At 73.5% G+C, this 22836-nt stretch carries 25 protein-coding genes and 1 other RNA gene; 13 read left to right on the forward strand and 13 right to left on the reverse strand.

Annotated features, from left to right (window positions below; all coding sequences use genetic code 11):
* Window positions 1-24 precede the first annotated feature (24 nt).
* Entirely contained in the window at window positions 25-801 is a 777-nt protein-coding gene (locus OG392_RS11270) for an SDR family oxidoreductase (RefSeq protein ID WP_329278166.1), read from the forward strand.
* A 42-nt stretch (window positions 802-843) separates the two neighbouring features.
* Here the strand turns inward: OG392_RS11270 and OG392_RS11275 are convergent, their stop codons facing one another.
* Complete coding sequence (locus OG392_RS11275; RefSeq protein WP_329278168.1) at window positions 844-1167, reverse strand: nuclear transport factor 2 family protein; 324 nt, start codon at window positions 1165-1167, stop codon at window positions 844-846.
* 262 nt (window positions 1168-1429) lie between these two features.
* Between OG392_RS11275 and OG392_RS11280 the strand changes: the two genes are divergently transcribed.
* On the forward strand, window positions 1430-1876 hold the full coding sequence (locus OG392_RS11280) for a hypothetical protein (protein ID WP_329278170.1): 447 nt from the start codon (window positions 1430-1432) through the stop codon (window positions 1874-1876).
* Between the two features lie 72 nt (window positions 1877-1948).
* Here the strand turns inward: OG392_RS11280 and OG392_RS11285 are convergent, their stop codons facing one another.
* Together OG392_RS11285 and OG392_RS11290 are read right to left on the reverse strand one after the other, a co-directional pair.
* Window positions 1949-2674 (reverse strand): response regulator transcription factor, encoded by a 726-nt coding sequence (locus OG392_RS11285; protein ID WP_329278172.1) that lies wholly within the window; start codon window positions 2672-2674, stop codon window positions 1949-1951.
* A complete protein-coding gene (locus tag OG392_RS11290) occupies window positions 2671-3975 on the reverse strand; it encodes a sensor histidine kinase (RefSeq protein WP_329278174.1) in 1305 nt (434 codons plus the stop codon). Before OG392_RS11290 ends, OG392_RS11285 begins: the two co-directional genes overlap by 4 nt.
* A gap of 260 nt (window positions 3976-4235) precedes the next feature.
* Here OG392_RS11290 and OG392_RS11295 point away from each other — a divergent pair, with 260 nt between their 5' ends.
* On the forward strand, window positions 4236-5303 hold the full coding sequence (locus OG392_RS11295) for a serine hydrolase domain-containing protein (protein WP_443055066.1): 1068 nt from the start codon (window positions 4236-4238) through the stop codon (window positions 5301-5303).
* Between the two features lie 853 nt (window positions 5304-6156).
* On the opposite strand, the gene OG392_RS11300 is transcribed toward OG392_RS11295, so the two are convergent.
* On the reverse strand, window positions 6157-6618 hold the full coding sequence (locus tag OG392_RS11300) for a VOC family protein (protein WP_329278176.1): 462 nt from the start codon (window positions 6616-6618) through the stop codon (window positions 6157-6159).
* Between the two features lie 98 nt (window positions 6619-6716).
* Between OG392_RS11300 and OG392_RS11305 the strand changes: the two genes are divergently transcribed.
* The 3 genes from OG392_RS11305 (at window position 6717) to OG392_RS11315 (ending at window position 8226) form a co-directional block, all read left to right on the forward strand.
* Entirely contained in the window at window positions 6717-7151 is a 435-nt protein-coding gene (locus tag OG392_RS11305; RefSeq protein ID WP_329278177.1) for an SMI1/KNR4 family protein, read from the forward strand.
* A gap of 5 nt (window positions 7152-7156) precedes the next feature.
* The gene (locus OG392_RS11310; protein WP_329278179.1) at window positions 7157-7540 is read left to right on the forward strand and encodes a VOC family protein; all 384 of its coding nucleotides are present in this window, start codon (window positions 7157-7159) and stop codon (window positions 7538-7540) included.
* A 167-nt stretch (window positions 7541-7707) separates the two neighbouring features.
* Complete coding sequence (locus OG392_RS11315) at window positions 7708-8226, forward strand: DUF1203 domain-containing protein (RefSeq protein ID WP_329278181.1); 519 nt, start codon at window positions 7708-7710, stop codon at window positions 8224-8226.
* A gap of 25 nt (window positions 8227-8251) precedes the next feature.
* On the opposite strand, the gene OG392_RS11320 is transcribed toward OG392_RS11315, so the two are convergent.
* Window positions 8252-9211: an SMP-30/gluconolactonase/LRE family protein gene (locus OG392_RS11320; RefSeq protein WP_329278184.1), complete on the reverse strand. Its 960-nt coding sequence runs from the start codon at window positions 9209-9211 to the stop codon at window positions 8252-8254.
* A 108-nt stretch (window positions 9212-9319) separates the two neighbouring features.
* On the opposite strand from OG392_RS11320, the gene OG392_RS11325 reads away from it, so the two are divergent.
* Complete coding sequence (locus tag OG392_RS11325) at window positions 9320-9769, forward strand: Lrp/AsnC family transcriptional regulator (protein WP_329278186.1); 450 nt, start codon at window positions 9320-9322, stop codon at window positions 9767-9769.
* 60 nt (window positions 9770-9829) lie between these two features.
* Here the strand turns inward: OG392_RS11325 and rnpB are convergent.
* Window positions 9830-10228: RNase P RNA component class A (rnpB, locus tag OG392_RS11330), an RNA gene on the reverse strand.
* A gap of 157 nt (window positions 10229-10385) precedes the next feature.
* Between rnpB and OG392_RS11335 the strand changes: the two genes are divergently transcribed.
* Window positions 10386-11156: a MerR family transcriptional regulator gene (locus tag OG392_RS11335; RefSeq protein ID WP_329278188.1), complete on the forward strand. Its 771-nt coding sequence runs from the start codon at window positions 10386-10388 to the stop codon at window positions 11154-11156.
* A gap of 224 nt (window positions 11157-11380) precedes the next feature.
* Window positions 11381-12007: a hypothetical protein gene (locus OG392_RS11340; protein ID WP_329278190.1), complete on the forward strand. Its 627-nt coding sequence runs from the start codon at window positions 11381-11383 to the stop codon at window positions 12005-12007.
* On the opposite strand, the gene OG392_RS11345 is transcribed toward OG392_RS11340, so the two are convergent.
* Window positions 11952-13394, reverse strand: coding sequence for an RNB domain-containing ribonuclease (locus tag OG392_RS11345; protein ID WP_329278192.1), 1443 nt, complete (start codon window positions 13392-13394; stop codon window positions 11952-11954). The two genes, OG392_RS11340 and OG392_RS11345, sit on opposite strands and share 56 nt — an antisense overlap.
* Window positions 13395-13563: 169 nt before the next feature.
* Here OG392_RS11345 and yaaA point away from each other — a divergent pair, with 169 nt between their 5' ends.
* Window positions 13564-14331, forward strand: coding sequence for a peroxide stress protein YaaA (gene yaaA / locus OG392_RS11350; RefSeq protein ID WP_329278194.1), 768 nt, complete (start codon window positions 13564-13566; stop codon window positions 14329-14331).
* Between the two features lie 73 nt (window positions 14332-14404).
* A complete protein-coding gene (gene eda, locus OG392_RS11355) occupies window positions 14405-15061 on the forward strand; it encodes a bifunctional 4-hydroxy-2-oxoglutarate aldolase/2-dehydro-3-deoxy-phosphogluconate aldolase (RefSeq protein WP_329278196.1) in 657 nt (218 codons plus the stop codon).
* Here the strand turns inward: eda and OG392_RS11360 are convergent.
* The 5 genes from OG392_RS11360 to OG392_RS11380 form a co-directional block, all read right to left on the reverse strand.
* Window positions 15042-15848: a GNAT family N-acetyltransferase gene (locus OG392_RS11360; RefSeq protein WP_329278198.1), complete on the reverse strand. Its 807-nt coding sequence runs from the start codon at window positions 15846-15848 to the stop codon at window positions 15042-15044. The genes eda and OG392_RS11360 overlap by 20 nt on opposite strands.
* Window positions 15849-15859: 11 nt before the next feature.
* Window positions 15860-17281: a bifunctional RNase H/acid phosphatase gene (locus OG392_RS11365; RefSeq protein ID WP_329278200.1), complete on the reverse strand. Its 1422-nt coding sequence runs from the start codon at window positions 17279-17281 to the stop codon at window positions 15860-15862.
* Window positions 17281-18024: a zinc ribbon domain-containing protein gene (locus OG392_RS11370; RefSeq protein ID WP_329287207.1), complete on the reverse strand. Its 744-nt coding sequence runs from the start codon at window positions 18022-18024 to the stop codon at window positions 17281-17283. The genes OG392_RS11365 and OG392_RS11370 overlap by 1 nt, the downstream gene beginning before the upstream one ends.
* Entirely contained in the window at window positions 18021-18839 is an 819-nt protein-coding gene (locus OG392_RS11375) for a Nif3-like dinuclear metal center hexameric protein (protein ID WP_329278202.1), read from the reverse strand. The genes OG392_RS11370 and OG392_RS11375 overlap by 4 nt, the downstream gene beginning before the upstream one ends.
* Before the next feature lie 155 nt (window positions 18840-18994).
* Window positions 18995-20029, reverse strand: a complete 1035-nt coding sequence (locus OG392_RS11380) for an ABC transporter substrate-binding protein (protein WP_329278203.1) — start codon at window positions 20027-20029, stop codon at window positions 18995-18997.
* A 309-nt stretch (window positions 20030-20338) separates the two neighbouring features.
* Here OG392_RS11380 and OG392_RS11385 point away from each other — a divergent pair, with 309 nt between their 5' ends.
* Window positions 20339-21562 (forward strand): hypothetical protein, encoded by a 1224-nt coding sequence (locus OG392_RS11385; protein WP_329278204.1) that lies wholly within the window; start codon window positions 20339-20341, stop codon window positions 21560-21562.
* A gap of 48 nt (window positions 21563-21610) precedes the next feature.
* On the forward strand, window positions 21611-21739 hold the full coding sequence (locus tag OG392_RS11390) for a hypothetical protein (RefSeq protein WP_267499917.1): 129 nt from the start codon (window positions 21611-21613) through the stop codon (window positions 21737-21739).
* A 126-nt stretch (window positions 21740-21865) separates the two neighbouring features.
* Here the strand turns inward: OG392_RS11390 and OG392_RS11395 are convergent, their stop codons facing one another.
* Window positions 21866-22810 (reverse strand): 3-oxoacyl-ACP reductase, encoded by a 945-nt coding sequence (locus OG392_RS11395; RefSeq protein WP_329278209.1) that lies wholly within the window; start codon window positions 22808-22810, stop codon window positions 21866-21868.
* Window positions 22811-22836: the final 26 nt, after the last annotated feature.

The following is a 22836-nucleotide window of genomic DNA, read 5'->3' on the forward strand; positions in this document are numbered from 1 at the left end:
TCCACGTGTCGGGACGATGAGTTCATGGGGCACGCGTCTCGCGTACGCTGCGCGCCCATGAGCATCGCAGTGGTGACGGGAGCGGGATCGGGCATCGGCCGGAGTGTGGCCCTCGCCCTGGCGGCGGCAGGCTGGTCGGTGGCCCTGGCGGGGCGCCGGGCCGGCGCCCTGGAGGAGACGGCGGCGGCCTCACCGGCCGGGGACTTCCTGGTCGTCCCCACGGACGTCACCTCGGCGGACGAGGTGGCGGCCCTCTTCACGGCGGTACGCGACCGCTACGGCCGCGTCGACCTGCTCTTCAACAACGCCGGTACGTTCGCGGGCGGCGGCGTCCCCGTCGAGGACCTGGACCCGGACACCTGGCGCGCGGTCGTCGACGTCAACCTGACGGGCGCGTTCCTGTGCGCCCAGGCGGCCTTCCGGACCATGAAGGAGCAGTCCCCGCAGGGCGGCCGGATCATCAACAACGGCTCGATCTCGGCCCACGTACCGCGCCCGCACTCGATCGCCTACACGGCGACGAAGCACGCGATGACGGGCCTGACGAAGTCCCTGTCGCTCGACGGACGCCCGTACCGGATCGCCTGCGGTCAGCTCGACATCGGCAACGCGGCGACGGAGATGACGGCCCGCATGCAGACCGGCATCCTCCAGGCCAACGGCGAACTGGCGGCGGAACCGGTGATGGACGCGGCGGACGTGGCGGCGACGGTCGTGCACATGGCGGCCCTGCCGCTGGAGGCGAACGTGCAGTTCGCGACGGTCATGGCGACGGCGATGCCGTACGTCGGACGGGGCTGACCCCGCCCGACGCACGGCCGGACGCCGGGGCGGCGGGCGGTGTCAGGCCTGTCCGGTCTCGAACCGGGCGACCTTGCCGCCCTCCACGGTGAAGCGCCACCGGGTCTTCATCTCGCCCCAGGTGTCGTTCCGGAACCGCGCGACGAGATCGAGCCCGCCGCCCTTCTCCGACTCGATCTCCATGTGCCCGCGCGAGGAGAAGATCTCCCGCTCGGTCCACTCCCCGAGGTCCCGCTCGGACCCGTCGTCGGACATGGTCGCACCGGAGGCCAGAGCCTCCCGGAAAGCCGTCTGGTCATTGGCGTTGAGGGCCGCGACGAACGCGCGCACGGCCGGCTCGGTGAGCCGCTCCACGGGAATGGTCATGCCCTAGCCGTACACCGCGCAGGGCCCCGGGCGCGTGTCGCACGCCGAAGGGACCCGCCAGGCTGCCCCGGATGACCGACACCGGCGCGGACGAGCGCGGCGTCAGGACCAGTCTGCTCCACGGCGCGCGGAACCTGCCCCTCCCTGACGACTTCTCAGCGCCACACAGCCTATGACCTGCGTGTTCGCTGGCATCGTGCAGGGCCGTACGGGCACTGTCCGGCATGACCACCGCACGCACCCACGCAACCCAGGAGGAGCGATGCCGAACGCCGGCAAGGTCGTCAAGCTGTACGCGAAGGGGGCCCCGGTCGGGGTCCAGGACGGAGCCGTGGTCGGCTTCCTCGCCGACCCGACCCGCGCCGGGGAGTGGCTGATCACCCGGGCCGACGGGGGCTTCCGGCTCACCGCCAAGGGGACGGAGGAGACCATCGCCTCGGAGGGCACCGAGCGCGCGCCCGTCGTCGCGGGCCCCGACGACTCCCCCGCCTCCGTCTGGCGCTTCCAGCACGTCGACGGCGACGGCGACACCGTCACGCTCACCACGATCACCTCGCTCGCCGACCTCCGGGACGGCACGTACGTGATCGACCAGAACGGTCTGGTCCTCGGCCGCGACCTGTTCGAGGACCGCACCCTGCTCCCGAAGCGCATCTTCGTCCGCACGGACGACCGGGACCCGCAGTGGAGGATCGAGGTCATCGCCTGAGGCGACCACCCACGCGGCAGGCCGGGCTCCGCCCGGAGGTCCCGGAGAGGGCCCGGCCTGCCGGTCAGCCGGTCAGCCGGTGAAGCCCGGCACCACCAGGCCGGACTCGTACGCGATGACCACCGCGTGGGTCCGGTTCTGCGCACCGAGCTTGGTCAGGACGTTCCCGACGTGCGTCTTGACCGTCTCCGGGCTCACGGTGAGGGACTCCGCGATCTCCGGGTTGGACAGACCGGTGGCCATCAGCCGCAGCACCTCCTCCTCACGGCCCGTCAGGGCCGCCTTCGGCAGCGCCTCCGTGGAGTCCAGCGGACGCACGGCGACCATCCGGCGCAGGGCCGCGGGGAAGAGGATCGCCTCGCCCGCCGCGACCACCCGTACGGCCTCCGCGATCTGCCGGACCGGAAGCCGCTTGAGCACGAATCCGCTGGCACCGGCGCTCAGCGCGGCGGTGACGTGGTCGTCGTTCTCGAAGGTGGTGATCACGACGACCTTCGGCCGCACCGGGGAGGGGGGCCCGTCCCCCGGCCGCGCGGACCCCGCCCGCTCGTCCGGATCGGCGAGGAGCCGGCGGGTCGCCTCGATCCCGTCGCGGCGGGGCATCCGTACGTCCATCAGGACCACGTCCGGCCGCAGCAGCCGCGCCCGCTCGACCGCCTCGACGCCGTCGGCGGCCTCCCCGACCACCTCGATCCCCGGCTGTGCGGCGAGCAGGGTACGCAGTCCGGTGCGGGTCACCTCGTCGTCGTCGGCGATCAGCAGCGTCGTGACGGTCTCGGCGGTGTCGGGGCCGGTCATGGCGACAACCGTACGGGCAGGGTGACCGCCAGCCGCCAGCGCCTCGGCCCGTCCGGCCCGGCGTCGATCTCGCCGTGCAGGAGCCGTACGCGCTCCGCGAGGCCCGGCAGCCCGTGCCCGGAGGCCGGGAAGGCCCGCGGGCGCCCCGAACGCGCGCCGTTCCCGGTCTCGTTGACCACCTCGAGCTCCAGCGCGTCCGGTCCGGCCGCCACCCGCACCGTGATCGGACCGCCGGCGCCGTGCCGGACGGCATTGGTCAGCCCCTCCTGGACGATCCGGTACGCGGCCCGGGAGAGCGTCCCCCGCACCCGCGCCGGATCCCCCGACCGCTCCCACTCCACCACCGCGCCGGTGTGCCGCACCCGTTCGAGCAGCTCGGGCAGGTCGGCCAGCGTACGGACCGGGGCGGCCCCGGCCGCGTCGGCGTCCCGCTCGCGCAGGACGCCGAGGACGTGGTCCAGGTCCTCCAGCGCGGCCCGGGCGGACTCCTCGATGCTGCGGAGGGCGGCCCTCGCCGCCGCCGGTTCGGTGGCCATCAGCTCGCCCGCCACCGCGGCCTGGATCGTGGTCGTCGTCAGCGTGTGCCCGATGGAGTCGTGCAACTCGTGGGCCAGCCGGTTGCGTTCGGCCAGCCTCAGCTCCCGCTCGGCCGCGAGGGCGAGCCGCTCGGCCGTCGACGGCCCGAGGAGCCGGGGCGCCGACCACCGCAGGGCCCGCGTCACGAGGACGCAGACGACCGCGGCGAGCAGCAGACAGACGAACGCCACGGCCCAGCTCTGCCAGCCGCCCGTCACCCGTGCGGACCGGCCGAACAGGCTCAGCGCCAGCTCGGCGCGGAGCCAACCGCCCGGCAGGGCCAGGGCGAGGAAGAGCAGCAGCCCGCTCGCGAGCGCACCCGTCCAGCCGAGGGTGACGTGCAGCAGCAGCCAGAGGGGGGTCCGCCAGCGGTCGGAGCCGGGGAGTGCGGAGGGCACGGCCGGGACGGCACCGCCGGATCCCGCCCCGGGCGACGACGTGGACGGGCGTACGGCGGAGGGCTCGGGCAGCACCACGTGCAGCAGCCGACGCGCGCCCGTGATCAGCACCCGGCGGGTGGTGCGGGCCAGACCGACCAGGGCGATCAGGACGGCCCAGACGGCCGGGACCACGACGAACAGGGCGCCCTCGGGGGCGGATCGCCACGCCAGCGCCGGAAGCAGCGCGAAGGACAGCAGGGGAAGACTCGCGAGGGCCGCCGCATAGGCGAACAGCGCGCCCGCGTACGTGGAACGGCGCAGCAGCGGCCGGAGTGCCTTGATCATCACCGGCCAGTATGGACGGGCGGCCCGTGGCCGGCCTCCCCCGATCGGGGGAGCGTTTTCTCCCGCGATTCCGCGATGTGCCCAGGAGGCCCCGGACAACATGATCGTGTCCTGCCCGGTCGACGGAAGGACAGCGGATGAACACGCGAGCGATGAGGACGAGTACGGAGAAGCGGACGTCGAGGCGCGGCCTCGCCCGGCCGTGGACGGGCCTCCGTCGCGGAGGTACGGCGGCCGCGGCGGCGATGGCCGTCGCGGTCATGACGGCGGGCGCGCTGCCGCCGCCTGCGGCCGCGGCGACACGGCCGGACGCCGTACAGCGGGGACTGAACGCGCTGGTGCGCGAAGGGCAGCCGGCGGCGCTGGCGAGCGTCGAGGACGGCCGGGGCCACGCCCGCACGTACACGGCGGGGGTCGGAGACCTGGCGACGGGCGCGAAGGTGCCGAGGGACGGCCAGGTGCGGATCGGGAGCAACACGAAGACGTTCACGGCGGTGGTCGTGCTGCAGCTGGTCGGCGAGGGGAAGGTCGGCCTGGAGGAGTGGGTCGACACGTATCTGCCGGGGGTGGTGCGGGGGAAGGGCCTCGACGGAGGAAGGATCACGGTCCGTCAGCTGCTGCAGCACACGAGCGGGATCCCGGATTACGGGGCGTACATCAGCGACGAGGAGATACTGCACCGGTATTACGAGCCGCGTGATCTCGTCGACGTGGCGCTCGAGCACGAGGCGGAGTTCGAGCCGGGGAAGAAGTGGAGCTACAGCAACACGAACTACGTACTGGCGGGCCTGATCGTCCAGAAGGTGACGGGGCGCCCGCTGGCAGAGGAGATCGACCGGCGGATCGTCAAGAGGATCGGGCTGCGGCACACGTACTTCCCCGCGCAGGGGGACAGGGGCATCAGGGAGGCGCACCCTCAGGGCTATCACCGGATGAAGGAGGGTGAGCCGCTGCGCGACGTCACGGAGCTCGACCCGTCGGCGGGCTGGGCGGCGGGGCAGATGATCTCGACGAACTCGGACCTGAACCGCTTCTTCGGGGCGCTGCTGGGCGGGGATCGGCTGCTGGGCAAGGCGCAGCGGGACCAGATGCGGACGACGGTCCCGATCGAAGGGACGGAGTTCCACTACGGGTTGGGGCTGATGAAGAGGCCGCTGACGTGCGGAGGGGCCTACTGGGGCCACGGGGGCGACATCGCGGGCTACGAGACCAGGGGCGGGATCACGGACGCGGGCAGGGCGGCGAACGTGGCGGTGACGAGCATCCCGACGGAGGAGCCGGCGGTGAAGGGGGTACTGGGAGTGGTGGACACGGCTTTGTGCGGGTGAGGGTGAGGCGGGGGCGAGGCGCTGGGGGTGGGCCGGGTTCGTGGGTCTCGGGTGCGGCCGCCCTCTTTCCGAGTGTGGCGTCCTGCACCACCGCGTCAAGGGCGCTCCTTCGTCGCGTCGCTGCGCGATGGGCTGCGCCCACCCTTGACCCGGCGGCGCAGGCCGCCTTTTCACACTCGGAGGGCGGCCGGGGGCGGGGCCGCGCGGGGGCCCGGGCAGTGGCCACGCGCCGTGGGCGCCTTGCGGGCCGGTGGGGTGGGGCTGGGTTCGCGGCCGGGGTGGGGTGGGCCGCTTTCCCTTGTTTCGGGGTGCGCGGTAGTTGAATGGGGCGGCCCGGCGGCGCTTAGCGGCTGCCCGTCGTCGTCGGGTGGGGATTCAGGCCCCGCTGGTCGCTGTCCGTGGGTCGGGGGAGCGGTGGGCGAGAGTTTCCTGCACTTCCATCGCCCGATAAGGGCGATTCACCCCCTTCGCCCGTCTCTCCCGGATGGGTTACTCGGAGTAATGTCGAGTTACTCGCGCCCCGACCCACCGGGAGTGACCAGCGGGCCGGAAGCCCACTCGCCCCGGCCACGAACCCAGCCCCACCCCACCGGCCCGCAAGGCGCCCACGCCACCCCGGCCACTGCCCGAAGCCCGGCGCGGACCCCGCCCCCGGACCGCCCTCCGAGAGTGTCTTCGCTCCTGGAGGTGGTGGGTCAAGGGTGGCCGAAGGCCATCGCGCAGCGACGCGACCGCAGGGAGCGCCCTTGACGCACCGCCGGAAGGAGCAACTCTCGGAAAGAGGGCGGTCCCACCCGCCACTCACACACCCAGCCCACCCCCAGAACCCAACACCCGCACCACCACCCCACCCTCAGTCCAGGCAGAACTCGTTCCCCTCCGGGTCCGCCATCACGATCCACCCGTCGCTCATCGGCGGCGCCGGTTCGAAGCGGCGCAGCCGCTTCCCTCCCCGTGCCACCAGGCGTTCGCACTCCTCCTCCAGCGCCGCCATCCGCTCCTCCCCCACCAGCCCCGGCGCCGCCCTCACATCGAGGTGCACCCGGTTCTTCGCCACCTTGTCCTCCGGCACCCGCTGGAAGAACACCCTCGGCCCCTCCCCCTCCGGGTCCTCCAGGGCCGATCGTGAGTTGCGCTCCTCCTCCGGCACTCCCAGCTTCGCCAGGAACTCGTCCCACGCTGCCAGCGGGTCCGCTCCCTCCGGCAGTTCGACTCCCGGCGGGCCCGGGTGGACGTACCCCAGTGCGTCCCGCCAGAAGGTCGACAGCGCCTTCGGGTCGTGCGCGTCGAACGTGACCTGGAATCGGCGGCTCATCGTGCTGCTCCTCTCCTCGCGGTGCTGCGGTCCCATGGATCCACCCTGACACCCGAAGCGGACAGATTCGGTCCGCCGTCTCTGGCAGGCTGACCCACATGGGCGAACGGGGCACGACCGAGCGGGTGCTCACCCTCCTCGGGCACGAGTTCGAACCGCTCGACGCGACCGAGGTACGGACCCGGATACGGGAGATGGCGGCGCTGGACCCGGAGCGTGCGCGCTTCGGGTCCCGCACACACCGGTACGAGCTGCGTCCCGCGCTGCCCGAGGCGGAGATCGGCGCGTTCGAGGAGGAGCACGGCATCCGGCTCCCCCCGGACTACCGTGCCTTCGTGGCGGAGGTCGGCGACGGGCCCGCCGGACCGGCCCACGGGTTGCTGCCGTTGGCGACTCCCCGCCCGGAGGCGGAGGACGGGGCCGTACGCGGGCGGGATCTGGTCGCTGGACCCGGACTGGGGCGGTCTCGTCCCCGCGTACCCCGGCTTCCGGGCCTGGTACGCCGCCTGGCTCGGCTCTCCTGCCTAGACTGACGGCCATGGCATGCCGCATCAGTGAACTGGTCATCGACTGCGCCGATCCCGACCGACTCGCCGCGTTCTGGAGCGAGGTCCTCGGTTACGTGGAGCTCAGCCGCGAGGGTGACGGAAGCATCGAGATCGGGCCGCCCGACGCCGGGTTCGGCGGCCCGCAGCCGACCCTCGTCCTCAGCCCCAGCAGCGACCCGCGCTCCGGGAAGCTCCCGCTCCACATCGACGTCAACCCCACCGACCGCGACCAGGCCGCCGAGCTGGAGCGGCTGCTCGCACTCGGAGCGAAGCCCGCGGACATCGGTCAGACCGGCGCCGAGAACTGGCACGTCCTGCTCGATCCGGAGGGCAACGAGTTCTGTCTGCTGCACCGCCGGCTCCAGCCGCTCTGAGCCCTCTCGGACCTACCCGGGCTCACCGGCCACTCGTTGTCCGAGCCGGTGCGCCGGTCATGCCGTGGGACACGTCGCCGGCGCCGCGGGTCGGCCGGGATCCCGCTCCCATCGCCGCGTCCGAATTCCGCCAGCGGCCCGGTGTCCCGTCGCGCGATCCTGGCCGTATGAGCACCCAGACCTCCGCCACGACCGCTTACGACGCCCGCGCCATCGCGCCCTCCGCCCTCGCCGAGCTGCGCGTCACCGACGACGCGGGCCGCGCCTGCGTCCCGTACTCCGCCGGCGAGGGCGGCGATCCGCTGCGCTGCTGTCTGCGTCTCTCCGTCCCGGGCGAGCGGATCGCGCTCGTCTCGTACGCGCCGCTGCGGCGCTGGGCGGCCGGGTCGGGGGTCGAGCCGGGTGCGTACGACGAGCAGGGCCCCGTCTTCGTCCACGCCGAGGAGTGCGGCGGTCCCGTGCCCTCGGAGACGTACCCCTTCGCCCGTGCGGAGGCGTTGCGGACCGTGCGTCGTTACGACGCGGCGGGCCGCATCGTCGGGGGCCGGCTCCTGGAGATCCCCGAGGCGACGTCCGAGGGCTTCGACCGGGCCTTCGACGAGGCCTTCGCCGACCCGGCCGTGGCGCTGGTCCACGTCCGGGCGGTCGAGTACGGCTGTTTCCACTTCGAGGTGCGTCGACCCTGATCCGCAGGCACCCGGCCGGCCCGGTTCAGCGGGACCGCGGTGCCGGCCAGGGCCTGTGCCCCGGTCCGGTGGGGTGGGTGCCCGTGACGGCCATGACGAGCGAGTAGAGGCTGGTCTCGGCGGTGATGAAGAGACGGTTGCGCTTGGCCCCGCCCCAGGTGATGTTGGCGACCGCCTCGGGGATGTCCAGCCGTCCGATCAGGGTGCCGTCGGGGTCGTAGCAGTGCACGCCGTCGTTCATCGCGGCCGCCCAGAGCCGGCCGCCGTCGTCGAAGCGGAGGTTGTCGAAGCGGGCGGCGCCGCGGGCCCCGGCCTCGGCGAAGACGGCGCCGTCCGACAGCGTGCCGTCCTCGCGGACGTCGAAGACCCGGATGAGGCCGGCCCGGGTGTCGGAGACGAAGAGCTGCCGTTCGTCGGTGGAGAAGACGAGGCCGTTGGGGGCGGCGAAGCTGTCGGCGACCAGGCGGACTTCGCCCGTGGCGGGGTCGATGCGGTAGACGTTGTTGGCGCCGATCTCGCTCTCCGCGCGGTAGCCCTCGTAGTCGCTGGTGATGCCGAAGTCGGGGTCGGAGAACCAGATGGAGCCGTCGGACCTGACCGTCGCGTCGTTCGGGCTGTTCAGGCGCTTGCCCTGCCAGCGGTCGGCGAGGACGGTGATCGTGCCGTCGTGTTCGGTGCGGGTGACGCGGCGGTTGCCCTGCTCACAGGTGATCAGACGGCCCTCGCGGTCGAGGGTGTTGCCGTTGGTGTGCCCGGCGGTGCGGCGGAAGACGGAGACGGCGCCGGTCTCCTCGTCCCAGCGCAGCATCCGGTCGTTGGGGATGTCGCTCCAGACCAGCTGCTTCCAGGCGGGGAGGTAGATCGGCCCTTCGGCCCAGCGGCAGCCGGTGTACAGGACTTCCAGGGCGTCGTCGCCGTTCATGCAGCGGCCGGTACGGAACCGGTCGTCGAACATCTCGTACAGTGCGGGGCGCTCGCTGGTCATACGGGTTCCTTCCCCTCCACAGAGCCGCCGATCCGAATGACGTACGGCTCAGCTGAAAGATAGCCGAATGAGATATGGTCATCGCAAGATCTTGGCGAATGGAGAGTTGTGGATCACATTGATCGTGCCCTGCTGACGCAGCTCCAGCAGGACGCCACCCGGTCCTATGCCGCGCTGGGCGAGGCCGTGGGCCTCTCGGCCGGAGCGGCGCACGAGCGCGTCCGGAAGCTGAGGGAGCGCGGTGCGATCCGCCGCACCACCGTCGAGGTGGACCCGGCGGCGGTGGGCGGTGCCGTCCTGGCGTACGTGATGGTCGACTCGGTCGCGTGGATGGGCGATTCGGGGCGGGACTTCGCCGCGCTCCCCGAGATCCTGGAGGCGCACGTCATCGCCGGCAGCGCGTCGGTGCTGGTGAAGGTCAGGACGGCGACCACGGAACAGCTGCAGGACGTGCTGCGGCGCATCTACGCGATCGACGGGGTCAGCGGGACGCAGGCCACGGTCGTCCTGGAGACCTTCTTCGAACGGCCGGTCTCCCCGGAGCTCGGCTCAGGGTGAACGAGAAGGGCCCCCGCCCGGGCGTGCTGCCCGGGCGGGGGCCCTTCCCACGTGGGCCGACAGACGAGTCGGGCTGTACGCCGGGTTCTGTCCCCCGGGACCTCACGGTCGTCGGGGCGACGGCCATCCATCTAGGACCGGCGTTGCCACCGGCCTCCTGCGGTCTACCCGCGGACTCGGGCGAGCAGCCCTCGAACATCCGCGCAGAGACACCGAGGTGTCCCCTCTTGACCTTGCTCCGAGTGGGGTTTACCTAGCCGCCTGAGTCACCTCAGGCGCTGGTGGTCTCTTACACCACCGTTTCACCCTTACCGAGGACCGAAGTCCCCGGCGGTCTGTTTTCTGTGGCACTGTCCCGCGGGTCACCCCGGGTGGCCGTTAGCCACCACCCTGCTCTGTGGAGCCCGGACGTTCCTCGGGAGGACCCGAAGGTCCCCACGCGGCCGCCCGCCCGGCTCGTCTGCCGTGCCGACCATGCTACCCGGCGATCAGGAGACCGGCGGACTCAGAGGAAGTCGGCCGCCGCGGGCGTGGCAGCGGCGCTTGCACATGATCGGGGACGGTCCCCGGAGCGACAGCTTGACCTTGCCGCAGCGTCAGGGTTTCTACTGGGCTCATGCGTATCGGAGAGGTCGCCGCCCTGGTCGGGGTCACCCCCCGTGCCGTGCGGCACTACCACCAGTCGGGTCTGCTGCCCGAGCCCGTGCGGCGGGCCAACGGGTACCGGGAGTACGGCGTCCGGGACGCCGTGCTGCTCGCCCGTATCCGGCGGCTCACCGAGCTGGGGCTCGGGCTCGACGAGGTGCGGGGCGTGCTCGCCGACGACGAGGGGCGCGGGCTCGTCGAGGTGCTGGGGGAGCTCGCCGAGGACCTGGCCCGCCAGGAGGCGGAGATCCGGGCGCGCCGGGAGCGTCTGTCCGCGCTCCTCGTCGAGGCACGGGCCGGGCGGCTGCCCGCCGACGGGCCCCTGTCGCCGGAACTCACCTCGCTGCTCGCCGGCCTGGGCGAGCTGCCCGAGTCCCCGATGGCGGCGAAGGACCGGCAGATCCTGGCGCTGATGGACGTCGTCGTGCCCGAGGGGGAACGGGCCCGGCTGATGGGTCTGATGGAGGGCGCGGCCGAGCACGCGCGTGAGGTGTATCCGTTGCTCGACGCGCTCTCGGGGGCGGAGGCGGACGATCCCCGGGTCGCCGAGGCCGCGCGGGTGCTCGCCGGCTGTCTGCCGGACGAGCTGGGGGTGGACATGCCGTCCGGGGCGCCGGACGGGGTGGGCTCGTTCGGCACCTCCCTCGCGGACGCCCTCTTCGCGGACCTCGCCCCCGCGCAGTCCGCGGCGGTCCACCTGGCGATGCGCCTGGTCCGGGAACGACAGGAGCGGGGCCGATGACGGGTCGCAGGAGTGGGGGCGTGCGGCTTCTCCGGCTGGTCGCGTATGCCGTTCTCCCCGCCGAGGTCGTCCTCGCCGTCCTTCTCGTCGGCGGGGTCCGGATCCCTGCCGCCGTATAGGCCGGCGCCGAGCTCATCGTCGTCGCGCTGCTCCTCGCCGAGGGGCTCTCGTACCTGCGTCTGCGGCGGCGGGGGCTCTCCCGGCGGGAGGCCGTCGCCGCGCTCGTGCCCGAGGCGGTGCTGCGGATCGTGGGCCACGAGCTGCGGATCATGGCGAGTCTGGGGCGGTGGGTGGCGCGGCGCCCGCACGGGGTCGAGGGTGCCGACGCGGTGTTCCCGCACGCGCGGGACCAGGCGGCGCTCATGTACGGCTTCGCGTTCGTGTGCGTGGTCGAGAGCGTCGGCATGTCGTTCCTGCTCGCCGGGTGGCCCGTCGTCCACGCGGTCGTGCTCGTCCTGGACGTCTACACCGTGCTGTTCGTCCTCGGTCTGCACGCCGCCGCCGCGACCCGCCCGCACACCCTCTCCGGGGGTGTTCTGCGGCTTCGCCGGGCCGCGCACGTGGACGTGTCCCTGCCCCTCGGCCGGATCGCGTCCGTCCGGCAGGAGCTGGTGTTCTCGCACGAGAGGACCGAGGGCGAGCTGAACCTCGCCGTCGGCTCGCAGACCTCCCTGACCGTCGAGCTGACCGAACCGGTCGACGCGCCCCGGTTCTTCGGCGCGCCCCGGCCCGTACGGCTGATCCGCTTCCACGCCGACGACGCGCGCGCCCTGTACCGCGTGCTGGGCCCGGCCGTCACGCGGGCGCGAACAGCACCTTCGCCGTCCCCGGATCCGCTTCCGCGAGCCTGACCCGCAGCCATTCCCCCAGGGGCAGCCGGGACGCGCCGCCCTCGATGCGGGCGACGACCGCCGGGTCGTCCAGGTGGACGGTGCCGACGGCGGGTTCGCGTTCCTTGACGTCGATCACGTAGGCGTCGAAGATCTCGCCGACCCGTTCCCGCAGCAGGGCCGCCTCGACGATGTCGACGCTCTCGCGTTCCACCGTGTTGGCGCGGCGCGAGCCGTCGGCCATCTCGTCGGGGAGGGCGGGCAGGGCGGCCCGTACCCACTCGGGCGGTTCGTCGCCCGCCACCGCCGCGACGCACAGCTCGCCCGCGTACCGGTCGACGAGGCGGCGCAGGGGCGCGGTGCAGTGGGTGTACTCGTCGGCGACGGCGGCGTGCAGGGCCGGGGTGGGGATGTGGCCGTCGGTGAAGACGGTGTACCCGGCTCCCCGGAGCAGGGTGGTGCACTCCTGGAGGAAGGCGGCCTGGCGCGGGTCGGCGGGGTCGGCGGCGCGGACGACGTCGGCGTACGAGACGTGGTGCGGCCAGTCGACGCCGAGGGCCTGTGCGGAGCGGCGCAGACGGGCGACGGCGCCGTCGGGGGCCGTGGGGAGGGTGCGCAGGATGCCGGTGCCGGCGGCGGTCATGAGGTCGGCGGCGGCCATGCCGGTGAGCAGGGAGATCTGGGCGTTCCAGCCGTCGGCGGGGAACGGGGCGCGGTAGGCGAGGGAGTAGGTGTGGTCCTGCTCCACGATCTCCTGCTCGGGGACGTTGAGGGAGATCCCGCCGCGTTCGGCCTCGAGGGCCTCGCGGAGGCGGCCGACGGCGCGGAGGAGGGCCACCGGTTCCTCGGCGGTGCCGGTGTCGATCTGCCGCTGGACGGTCGCGTAGTCGAGCTTGGCGCGGCTGCGGACGAGGGCGCGGCGGACGTCGGTGGCGACGCGGCGGCCTTCGGCGTCGAGGTCGATGCGCCAGAGGAGGGCGGGGCGGGGTTCGCCGGGGAGGAGGCTGGCGGCGCCCTCGGAGAGGACGGTGGGGTGGAGGGGGACCTTGCCGTCGGGGAAGTAGAGGGTGAGGACGCGCCGGTGGGCCTCGGCGTCGAGGGCGGAGCCGGGGGTGACGAAGGCGGCGACGTCGGCGATGGCGTAGTGGACGCGGTAGCCGCCGTCGGATCTGCGGGCCAGGTGCATGGCCTGGTCGAGGTCGGTGGAGGTCGGCGGGTCGACGGTGAAGAAGGGCAGGTCGGTGGCGTCGTACGCGGGGAGCCGGGGGGCTTTCGCGGCGGCCTCCGCCTCGGCGAGGACGGCGGGCGGGAAGTCCTCGGGGATCGCGAGCTCGGTACGGAGTGCGCGCAGGGCGGCCCGCAGCGGAGCCTCGGCTGCGCCGGTCACGTGAATGTGGCGGCGGGGCATGGACCGAGCGTATGGGGCGGGGAGGGGTGCGGCACCTCGTGCGGAGGACCGGCGGTGCCTTCTCCGTGCGTGGACGCGTCCTCCGTCCGTACGGGACGGGGCGCCGCACCTCGTACGCTGGGTTCCTGGGGCCGCACCCCCATCCCCGTACGGACGAAGGAGAACCACCGTGCTCGTGCTGTTGCCGCCCTCCGAGGGCAAGGCCTCCTCGGGGCGCGGGGCGCCGCTCAAGCCGGAGTCGCTGTCCCTGCCGGGGCTCGCGGAGGCGCGGGCGGCGGTCCTGGACGAGCTGGTCGAGCTGTGCGCGGCCGACGAGGAGAAGGCGCGTGAGGTGCTGGGCCTGAGCGAGGGCCTGCGCGGCGAGGTCGCGAAGAACGTGGAGCTGCGGACGGCGGGCGCGCGGCCGGCCGGGGAGATCTACACGGGTGTGCTGTACGACGCGCTGGGTCTGGCGACCCTGGACGCGGCGGCGAGGCGACGGGCCGGGAAGTCCCTGCTGGTCTTCTCCGGGCTGTGGGGCGCGGTGCGGGTGGGCGACCGGATCCCGTCGTACCGCTGCTCGATGGGGGTCAAGCTGCCGGGGCTCGGGGCGCTGGGCGGGCACTGGCGGGGAGCGATGGCCTCCGTACTGCCCGAGGCGGCCGGGGACGGGCTCGTCCTGGACCTGCGCTCCTCGGCGTACGCGTCGGCGTGGAAGCCGAAGGGCGAGGTGGCGGCGCGGACGGCGACGGTGCGGGTGCTGCACGCGCCGACCCGGAAGGTGGTCAGCCACTTCAACAAGGCGACGAAGGGCCGGATCGTCCGGAGCCTGCTGGAGGCCGGGGCGACTCCGCGTTCGCCGGAGGAGCTGGTGGTGGCGCTGCGGGACCTGCGGTACGTGGTGGAGGAGACCGGGAAGCCGGGGGCGCTGGACGTGCTGGTGGACGAGATCCACTGACCCCACCGACCACTCGTTGCACCCTACGCAACGCTCGTTGCGCATGACGCTCGCCGTGGGCAGGATGAAACCCATGACGAGCGTGTTCGACCTTGCCCCGGAAGCCTCTCCCGTACCGGTCGTCCCGGTGGTCGTGATCGAGGACGCCGCCGACGCCGTGCCACTGGCCCGCGCCCTGGTGGCCGGCGGGCTGCCGCTCGTCGAGGTCACCCTGCGCACCCCGGCCGCGCTCGACGCCGTCCGGGCGATCGCGGCCGAGGTGCCGGGCGCGGTCGTCGGCGCGGGGACGGTCGTCTCGGCGGCCGGGGTCGCGGACGCGGTCGGCGCCGGGGCGCGTTTCCTGGTCAGCCCCGGGTGGACGGAGCGGCTGCTCGGCGCGATGCGCGACTCGGGACTTCCCTTCCTCCCCGGTGTGTCGACGACCTCGGAGGTCGTGGCCCTGCTCGAACAGGGCGTGGAGGACATGAAGTTCTTCCCGGCCGAGGCGGCGGGCGGCGTCCCGTACCTGAGGTCGCTCGCGGGCCCGCTCCCCCGGGCCCGGTTCTGCCCGACGGGCGGCGTCTCGCTCGCCTCGGCCCCCGCCTACCTCGCCCTCCCCAACGTCGGCTGCGTCGGCGGTACCTGGATGCTGCCGCCGGACGCCCTCGCGGCCCGTGACTGGGCGCGGGTGGAGACGCTGGCGCGCGAGGCGGCGGCGCTGCGGGGACCCGTCAGCGTCCGGTCGCGGTGAACTCCACGCCCAGGTGGTCGGTCACCGGGCGGTAGCCGAGCCGCTGGTAGAGAGCGTTGCTGGTGGGGTTGGAGAGGTCCGTGAAGAGCAGGACCTGAGAGGCGCCCGCACCGGCGGCGACCCGGCTGACGGCCTCGGTGGCGCCCGCCGCGTAGCCGTGGCCGCGCTCGGCGGGCGGGGTGTAGACGAGGTGGACACGGGCCTGTCCCTGGATCGTGCGGGAGACGGCGGCCATCGAGACCGCGCGGCCCTCGGGCGTCTCCCAGAGGACGAGGCGGCCCTCGGAGATCCGCTCCGTGACGAAGCCGGTGTAGTCCTCGGCGGGCTCGTCACCGATGGCCGTCGCGAACTCCCTCGTCCAGGCCGCGACGAGCGGGACGTCGGCCTCGCCGGCCACCCGGTGCCGGCCGGCCGGGACCGGGTCGGGCGGGGTCGGCTCGCCGAGCCGGAAGAGCCGCATCCGGACGACGGGCCTCCAGGGCCGGCCCGAGGCCTTCGCGTACGCCTCCACCGCGGCCGTCTCGCCACGGACCTCCGTCGGCTCCTCCCCCGCCCGGACGGCGAGCGCGAGGGCCGCCTCCTCCGTCGTCGCGCCGAGGTGGAGGGCCCCGGAGGGGGAGACCGTGAGGACCCCGGTGACCCGGCCGTCGGGCTCCGCCCACCAGCCGAGCCGGTCCGCCCCGTCCATGAGGGTCAGCACCGCGGTGTTGCGCGCCGGCTCGGCGGCGAGGTGCGTCCCGGCCGCGGCACGGAAGGCGGCGGGGTGCTCGGTGAAGTGCCAGGTCATGACGGGAGGGCTCAGCGGAGGTGGGAGGTGTCGTTGAGGAGCCGTACGGACGCGTTGCCGTCGGCGTAGTAGGCGACCGCCGAGATCGATGCCGCCGACAGCTCCATCCGGAACAGCGACTCCGGCGGGGCGCCGAGCGCGAGCCGGATCAGGGTCTTGATGGGCGTGACGTGGGTGACCAGGAGGACGGTCCGGCCCGCGTAGGCGGCGGTGAGCCGGTCCCGGGTCGCGGCGACGCGCCGGGCGACCGTCGCGAAGCTCTCGCCTCCGCCGGTGGGCGCGGCCTTCGGCGAGGCGAGCCAGGCGTCGAGGTCCTCGGGGTGACGTTCCCGCACCTCGCCGAACGTCAGCCCCTCCCAGGCCCCGAAGTCGGTCTCGCGCAGCCCCTGCTCGACGCGGACGTCCAGCCCGAGGCGGGCGGCGACGGCACCCGCGGTCTGGCGGCAGCGGGTCAGCGGCGAACTGACGATCTCCTGGATGGTCCCGCGCGCGGCAAGGGCCTCCGCGACGGCCTCGGCCTGCCGGAGACCGGCCGCCGAGAGCTCGGGATCGGTCCCCCCGCTGCCGGAGAAACGCTTCTCGGGAGTGAGCGCGGTCTCGCCGTGCCGGAGGAGCACGAAGGTGGCGGGCGCGCTCATGTCGGGCCCGGCGGACCAGCCTTGGCCGGGAGCGGCGGGCGCGGCGGAGCCCGCCTGCGCCTCGAAGTCTCCCGAGGCCGGGGCTCCGAGGGCCTCATCGGCGGCGAACAGTCCGTCGTCCTCGGCCGCCGGGTGCGCGACCGTGCCGGGCCAGGCGCCCGAACCCGTCCCCGTACGACCCGGAACGGGGTCGCCTGCCGCGCCCGCGCCCGTCGTCGATCCCGCACCCGTCGCCAGCGCGGCGCGGGCGCGCGCCGCGCCCGCCGTCGCGTCGCCGGGCGGCCCCGACGGCGCCGGGGGGAGCGTCGCGGCGTTGCGGGCGGCCGCGGTGTCCAGGGCGGCCGTCGAGTCGGACGGCTCCCACTGGCGGCCGCGCTTGCCCGCGTCCATCGCCTCGTTCGCGAGCCGGTCCGCGTGCTTGTTGCGTTCGCGCGGGATCCACTCGTAGCGGACCCGGCCCGCCGGGAAGACCCGGCCCGCCTCGGCCGCGAGCGGCTTCATGTCCGGGTGCTTGATCTTCCAGCGGCCGGACATCTGCTCGACGACCAGCTTGGAGTCCATCCGGACGTGGACGGTGGCGTCGGGGAACAGCGACCGCGCCGCCTTGAGGCCCGCCACCAGGCCCTTGTACTCGGCGACGTTGTTCGTCGCCACGCCGATGTACTCGGCGGCCTCCGCGAGTGTCTCGCCCGTCACCGGGTCCAGGACCACGGCGCCGTACCCGGCGGGCCCCGGGTTGCCCCGGGAACCGCCGTCCGCCTCGACGATCACCTCACGAGAGGACGACGACGTCATTACAGGCCGGACTCCGACGTGCGGACGAGGATGCGGCGGCAGTTCTCGCAGCGCAGGACCTCGTCCTTGGCGGCGGCCCGCACCTCGTTGACCTCGGTGATGTTGAGCTCGATGTGGCAGCCCTCGCACTTGCGCTGGTACAGCCGGGCCGCGCCGACGCCGCCCTGCTGGACGCGCAGCTTCTCGTACAGCTTGAGGAGGTCCGCCGGGACGGTGCCCGCGACGAGCTCGCGCTCCTTCTCCACGGACGCCTCCTCGGCGGCGAGCTCGCCCTCGGCGGCGTCGCGGCGGGCGGTCGCGTCGTCGGTCTTGGCCTGGACGGAGGCGACCCGCTCGTTCAGCTCGGCGAGGCGCTCCTGCGCGGACTCGCGGCGCTCCATGACCTCGAGGACGATCTCCTCCAGGTCGCCCTGTCGCTTGGCGAGCGAGACGATCTCGCGCTGGAGGTTCTCCAGGTCCTTCGGGGAGGACACGGCGCCCGAGTCGAGGCGCTGCTGGTCGCGCGTGGCCCGCTGGCGGACCTGGTCGACGTCCTGCTCGGCCTTGGTCTGCTCACGGCCGCAGTCGCTCTCCTCGGTCTGCGCGGCGACGAGCAGGTCACGCAGCTGGGTGAGGTCCTTGGTCAGCGACTCGATCTCGGCGTGCTCGGGCAGCGACCGGCGCTTGTGCGCGAGCTGCTGGAGGCGGACGTCCAGGGCCTGGACGTCGAGGAGGCGGATCTGGTCGGCGGGCGCGGCGTTCAGTTGGGGGCTCCAGGGGAGGTGTGGTGGGAGGACCAGGGGTCGGTGACCGTCTTCGAGACGTGGACGCGGAGGTCCCAGCCATGGCGGTCGGAAATCTCGTCGAGCTGGGCGGCGGCCTGCTCGCACCAGGGCCATTCGGTGGCCCAGTGGGCGGCGTCGACGAGGCCCAGAGGCGTCTGCTGGGTCGCCTCGGAGACGGGGTGGTGGCGCAGGTCCGCGGTGAGGAAGGCGTCCACTCCGGCGGCCCGTACGGCGTCGAAGAGGCTGTCTCCGGAGCCGCCGCTGACGGCGACGCGGCGCACGGTCATGCCGGGGTCGCCCGCGACCCGGATGCCCTGCGCGGTGGCGGGCAGCCGCTTCGCCGCGCGGGCGGCGAACTCGGCGAGGGTCTCGGGGTGGTCGAGCTCGCAGATCCGGCCGAGGTTGTTCTCGGGCACGAGGGGGCCGGTGACCCGGAGGTCGAGCGCGCCGGCGAGGGCGTCGGAGACGCCGGGGTCGGCGGTGTCGGCGTTGGTGTGCGCCACGTGGAGGGCGATGTCGTGCTTGATGAGGCGGTGCACGACGCGGCCCTTGAAGTGGCCGGCCGCGACGGTCGTCGTCCCGCGCAGATAGAGCGGGTGGTGGGTGACGATCAGGTCGGCGCCGAGGGCGATCGCCTCGTCGGCGATCTCCTGGACCGGGTCGACGGCGAAGAGGACGCGTGCGACCTCTGCGTCGGGGTCACCGCAGACGGTGCCGACGGCGTCCCACGACTCGGCCCGCTCTGGTGGCCAGAGGGCGTCGAGCGCGGCGATGACTTCAGACAGGCGGGGCACGAGGAAAGGCTACCTGGCTCGCCTTCACGGCTGATACCGCAGCCGTGACGGTACGGACCGGGGGGCGCCCCCCGGTCCGTACCGTCGGCCGGCGTCGGGGGCGTCGGGGGCATCGGGGGGCGTTCGTCCACCGTCCGCTCGGCGCGGTGGCCCCGCTACTTGACGAGGTAGCCGCGCAGGTCGTCGAGGACCAGGTCCGCCGCCGTCACGCCGAGGCCCAGGTACCAGGTCTCGTCCGGGACGTCCTCGGCCTGGCCGGCCTTGACGGCCTTGAGGTTCTTCCAGAGCGGGTTGGCCTGGGCGGTGTCCTTCTTGGTGGCCTTGGCCTCGCCGTACACGCCGGTGAAGATCCAGTCGCCGTCGGCCTCGTCGATCTTCTCCGGGCTGATCTCCGCCGCGAGCTCGTCGATCTGCTGGTTCTCGGGCCGCGGCAGGCCGGTGTCCTCGAGGATCGTGCCGATGAAGGAGGCCTTCGCGTACAGGCGGATCTTGCCGGGGAGGTAGCGGACCATCGAGACGGTGGGCTTGTCCGGGCCGATGTCCGTGCCCAGCCGCCTCGCCTTGGTCTCGTACGCGGCGAGCTTCTCCTTCGCCTGGGCGGTCCTGTCGAGCGCGGCGGCGTTGAGGAGGTAGTTCTCCTTCCAGGTGAAGCCCGGGCGGATGGAGAACACGGTCGGCGCGATCTTCGACAGCTCGTCGTACTTGTCCGCGGCGCGCAGCTGGCTGCCGAGGATCAGGTCGGGCTGGAGGTTGGCGATGGCCTCCAGGTTGAGGTTGTTGATCGTGCCGACGGACTTCGGGGTGCCGGCGCCCTTGGCGAGGTAGGCCGGGATGCCGTCGTCGCCTTCCGCGGGGGCGTAGCCGACGGGCTGGATGCCGAGGGAGACGACGTTGTCGAACTCGCCGACGTCGAGGACGACGACCCGCTTCGGGGCGGCGGGCAGCTCGGTCCTGCCGAGGGCGTGGGTCAGGGTGCGGGGGAACTGGCCGGCCTTGGCGTCCGTGCCCATGGCCGCGGTCTTCGCGGCGGCGTCGCCGAAGTCCTTGCCTCCGGTGGCCACGTCCTTCTTCTTGGTCGTGTCCTCCTTCTTGGAGGCGTCGGATCCTCCGTCGCCTCCTCCGCAGGCCGCGAGCGAGAGCGCGGCGGCGAGGGCGACGACGGCGGCGGTGCCGCGGCGGCGGAGGGACATGAGAAGGCTCCTGTACGTGTCCTGGCGGGGAGACGGGCGTGACCGTGCCGGGGGCGTGGGGGCTCTCCGTCCGGGCGATCCGCCGGACGTCGCGGAGCTCCGTCCCGGGCGACCGGACGGAGTCGTGGGTCCCGTCCGGAGCACGCCGGGCGGAGCCACAGCCTCCGTTTAGGTTCGCCTTACCTTACTCATCACGGGCAACTCCAGCACACCCGCCCCCCACCCCTCAGCCGAACCGCCGCACAGCCACCCTTATGTGTGAAGTGACCCTGCTCGTGTTGTTCGGCTGGAAGTGCGAAAACTAGCTTCATGGCCGGAGGTGACGAGTCGATGACAGCGTGTGCCATCGAGACCACGGCCGAGGACGACGACCGCGACGGGGAACACCCCGGCCGCGGCGTCCGGCCGACGGAGTTCACTACGGGTCTCACGATCACGGCGAACGGCGCGTACGCGGCCAGGCTCGCGGGCGACGGAGACGCCCTGTACGTGGAGAGGTGGACGCTCGACGGCCCGGAGCCGTACGCCGTCCCGCTCCCCCTCGACCAGCCGGAGGAGCCCGGCACCCAGTCGCTGCCCCTGGCCGACGGCCGGGTCCTGGTGGCCCGCCGTGTGGACGGACGGCGGAACACGTTCTCGCTGCTCTACCCCACGGGTCCGGCCACCGGGGAGCTCCGGCTCGGCGCCGTGGAGGCCCCGGGCTCCGAGCACCTGGTGCTGCTGCCGCCCTCGCCGGACGGCATCTGCGCGTACGCCCTGTGCGTCGGGCCCGACACGACCACGCTCTGGCTGGTCGCGGGCGGGGCCTTCGGTCCCGAGCGGGTCGCGGAGATCAAGGGCCGGTGCGCGGGCGGGGTGTGGCTCGACCGTACGGGCCGGATACTGGCGCTCGACCGGCGGCTCGACGGCGGGCCGGTGAAGGCGATCACGGTCGACCTGGAGCGGGGCGGGGAGGTGACGCCGCTGCTCCAGATCACGGAGGACAGCAACGACCGGCTGCTGCTCGCGGATCCGGACAGCGGGCTGCTCCTGATCCGTTCCGACGCGCCGTCACCGGGGCACGACCGGCTCGGCTGGGGGGTGCTCGGCAGCCTGCTGCCGGTGCGCTTCCCCGAGTGCCTGCGGCTCGACGACGCGGCGGTGACGCCGTTCGCCGTCCAGCCGGGGCAGGTCCTGATGCCCGAGACCTGCGCGGTCGCGCTGCGGATCGACGCGGCGGGCGGCAGCTGGGTCGGGACGTGGCAGCCCCTGTCCCGCCGGATGGGCCAACTGGCCGCACCCGCGGGGTGGCTGGCCGGGGCGGGCCTGTGGACGGCCGGGGGCGTGCTCCGGCTGCCGTACGTGACGCCCGGGGCGCCCTGCGGGCTCGCGGACGTGGAGGCACCCCCGGAGCCCGAGCCGGCCGCGGCGGCCTCGGTGGGGGCTTCGCCCGGAGTCCCGGCGGGGGCGGACGCGGCGGCCGGTGAGCCCCGGGTGTGCCGTCCGGTGCCGTTGCAGCAGGCTCCCCTCACGGACGGGAAACCCGCTGGCTAGACTCTCGGGCTGCACAGCACGACCGATGTCAACGGGGTGAGTTCGACCATGTCGGAAAACAGCACGACCGGTCAGGAGCCGAACGGCTCCGGCAAGCACCGCGGGGACGCCGCGCCGACGGAGGACTCCGCGTCCTCCCCGCACGGCCGCCACCGCCGCGAGCCCGTCTCGCAGTGACGAGAAGGACCGGGTCACCAGAGGTACCAGGTTGAGCGAAGGGCCCCGGGTCGCCCCGGGGCCCTTCGTCCTCCCCACCGTCCCTCCCGGCCGAGCCGCACCCCGGCCGGTGGTCCCCTCCCGGCCTCAGCCCTTCTTCAGGCCGAGGACCTCCGACGCGGCGAAGGTCTCGCCCGCCGGGCGGGAGGCGTAGTGCGGGGTCAGGAGGCCGTCCAGCTCCTCGTACGTGAACGCCTCCTTGGCCGTGTCGAACGTGGCGGCCACCCTCGGCCGTTCGACGATCGCGACCATCCCGCCGTGCACGACGAGCAGCTGGCCGTTGACCCCGGCCGCCGCCGGGGAGGCCAGGTAGCCGACGAGCGGCGCCACGTGCTCCGGGGACAGCGGGTCGAGGTCCCCCTCGGCCGTCGGCTCCGCGAAGCCCGCGAACACGTCCTCCGTCATCCGGGTGCGCGCCCGGGGGCAGATGGCGTTCGCCGTCACCCCGTACCGGGCGAGCGCGAGCGCCGTCGACGTCGTCAGGCCGACGATCCCGCCCTTGGCGGCCGCGTAGTTCGGCTGGCCTGCCGAGCCGGCGAGGAAGGCCTCGGAGGAGGTGTTGACGATCCGGCCGTAGACGCCGGCCTCCCCCGCCTTCGCCCGGGTCCTCCAGTGCACCGCCGCGAAGTGCGTGGTGTTGAAGTGGCCCTTGAGGTGGACCCGTATGACCGAGTCCCACTCCTCCTCGCTCATCGAGAAGATCATCCGGTCGCGCAGGATGCCCGCGTTGTTGACCAGGACGTCCAGCTTCCCGAACTCGGCCACGGCCAGGTCGATCAGGGCCCGCGCCGTCTCGAAGTCGGCGATGTCGCCGAGGTGCGCGACCGCCCTGCCGCCCGTCGCGCGGATCTCCGCGGCGACCTCCTCGGCGGGCGCGGCGGAGGCCGCGCCCGAGCCGTCGCGCCCCGGCTGTCCGTAGTCGTTGACGACGACGGCCGCGCCGAGCCGGGCCAGTTCCAGGGCCTCGGCGCGGCCGAGGCCCCGGCCGGCGCCGGTGACGATCGCGCTCAGTCCCTCAAGAGGGAGTGCCATGTGTCGCGGTCCTCTCAGATCTCGGT

It is taken from the genome of Streptomyces sp. NBC_00691, from assembly GCF_036226665.1.
Taxonomy (GTDB): domain Bacteria; phylum Actinomycetota; class Actinomycetes; order Streptomycetales; family Streptomycetaceae; genus Streptomyces.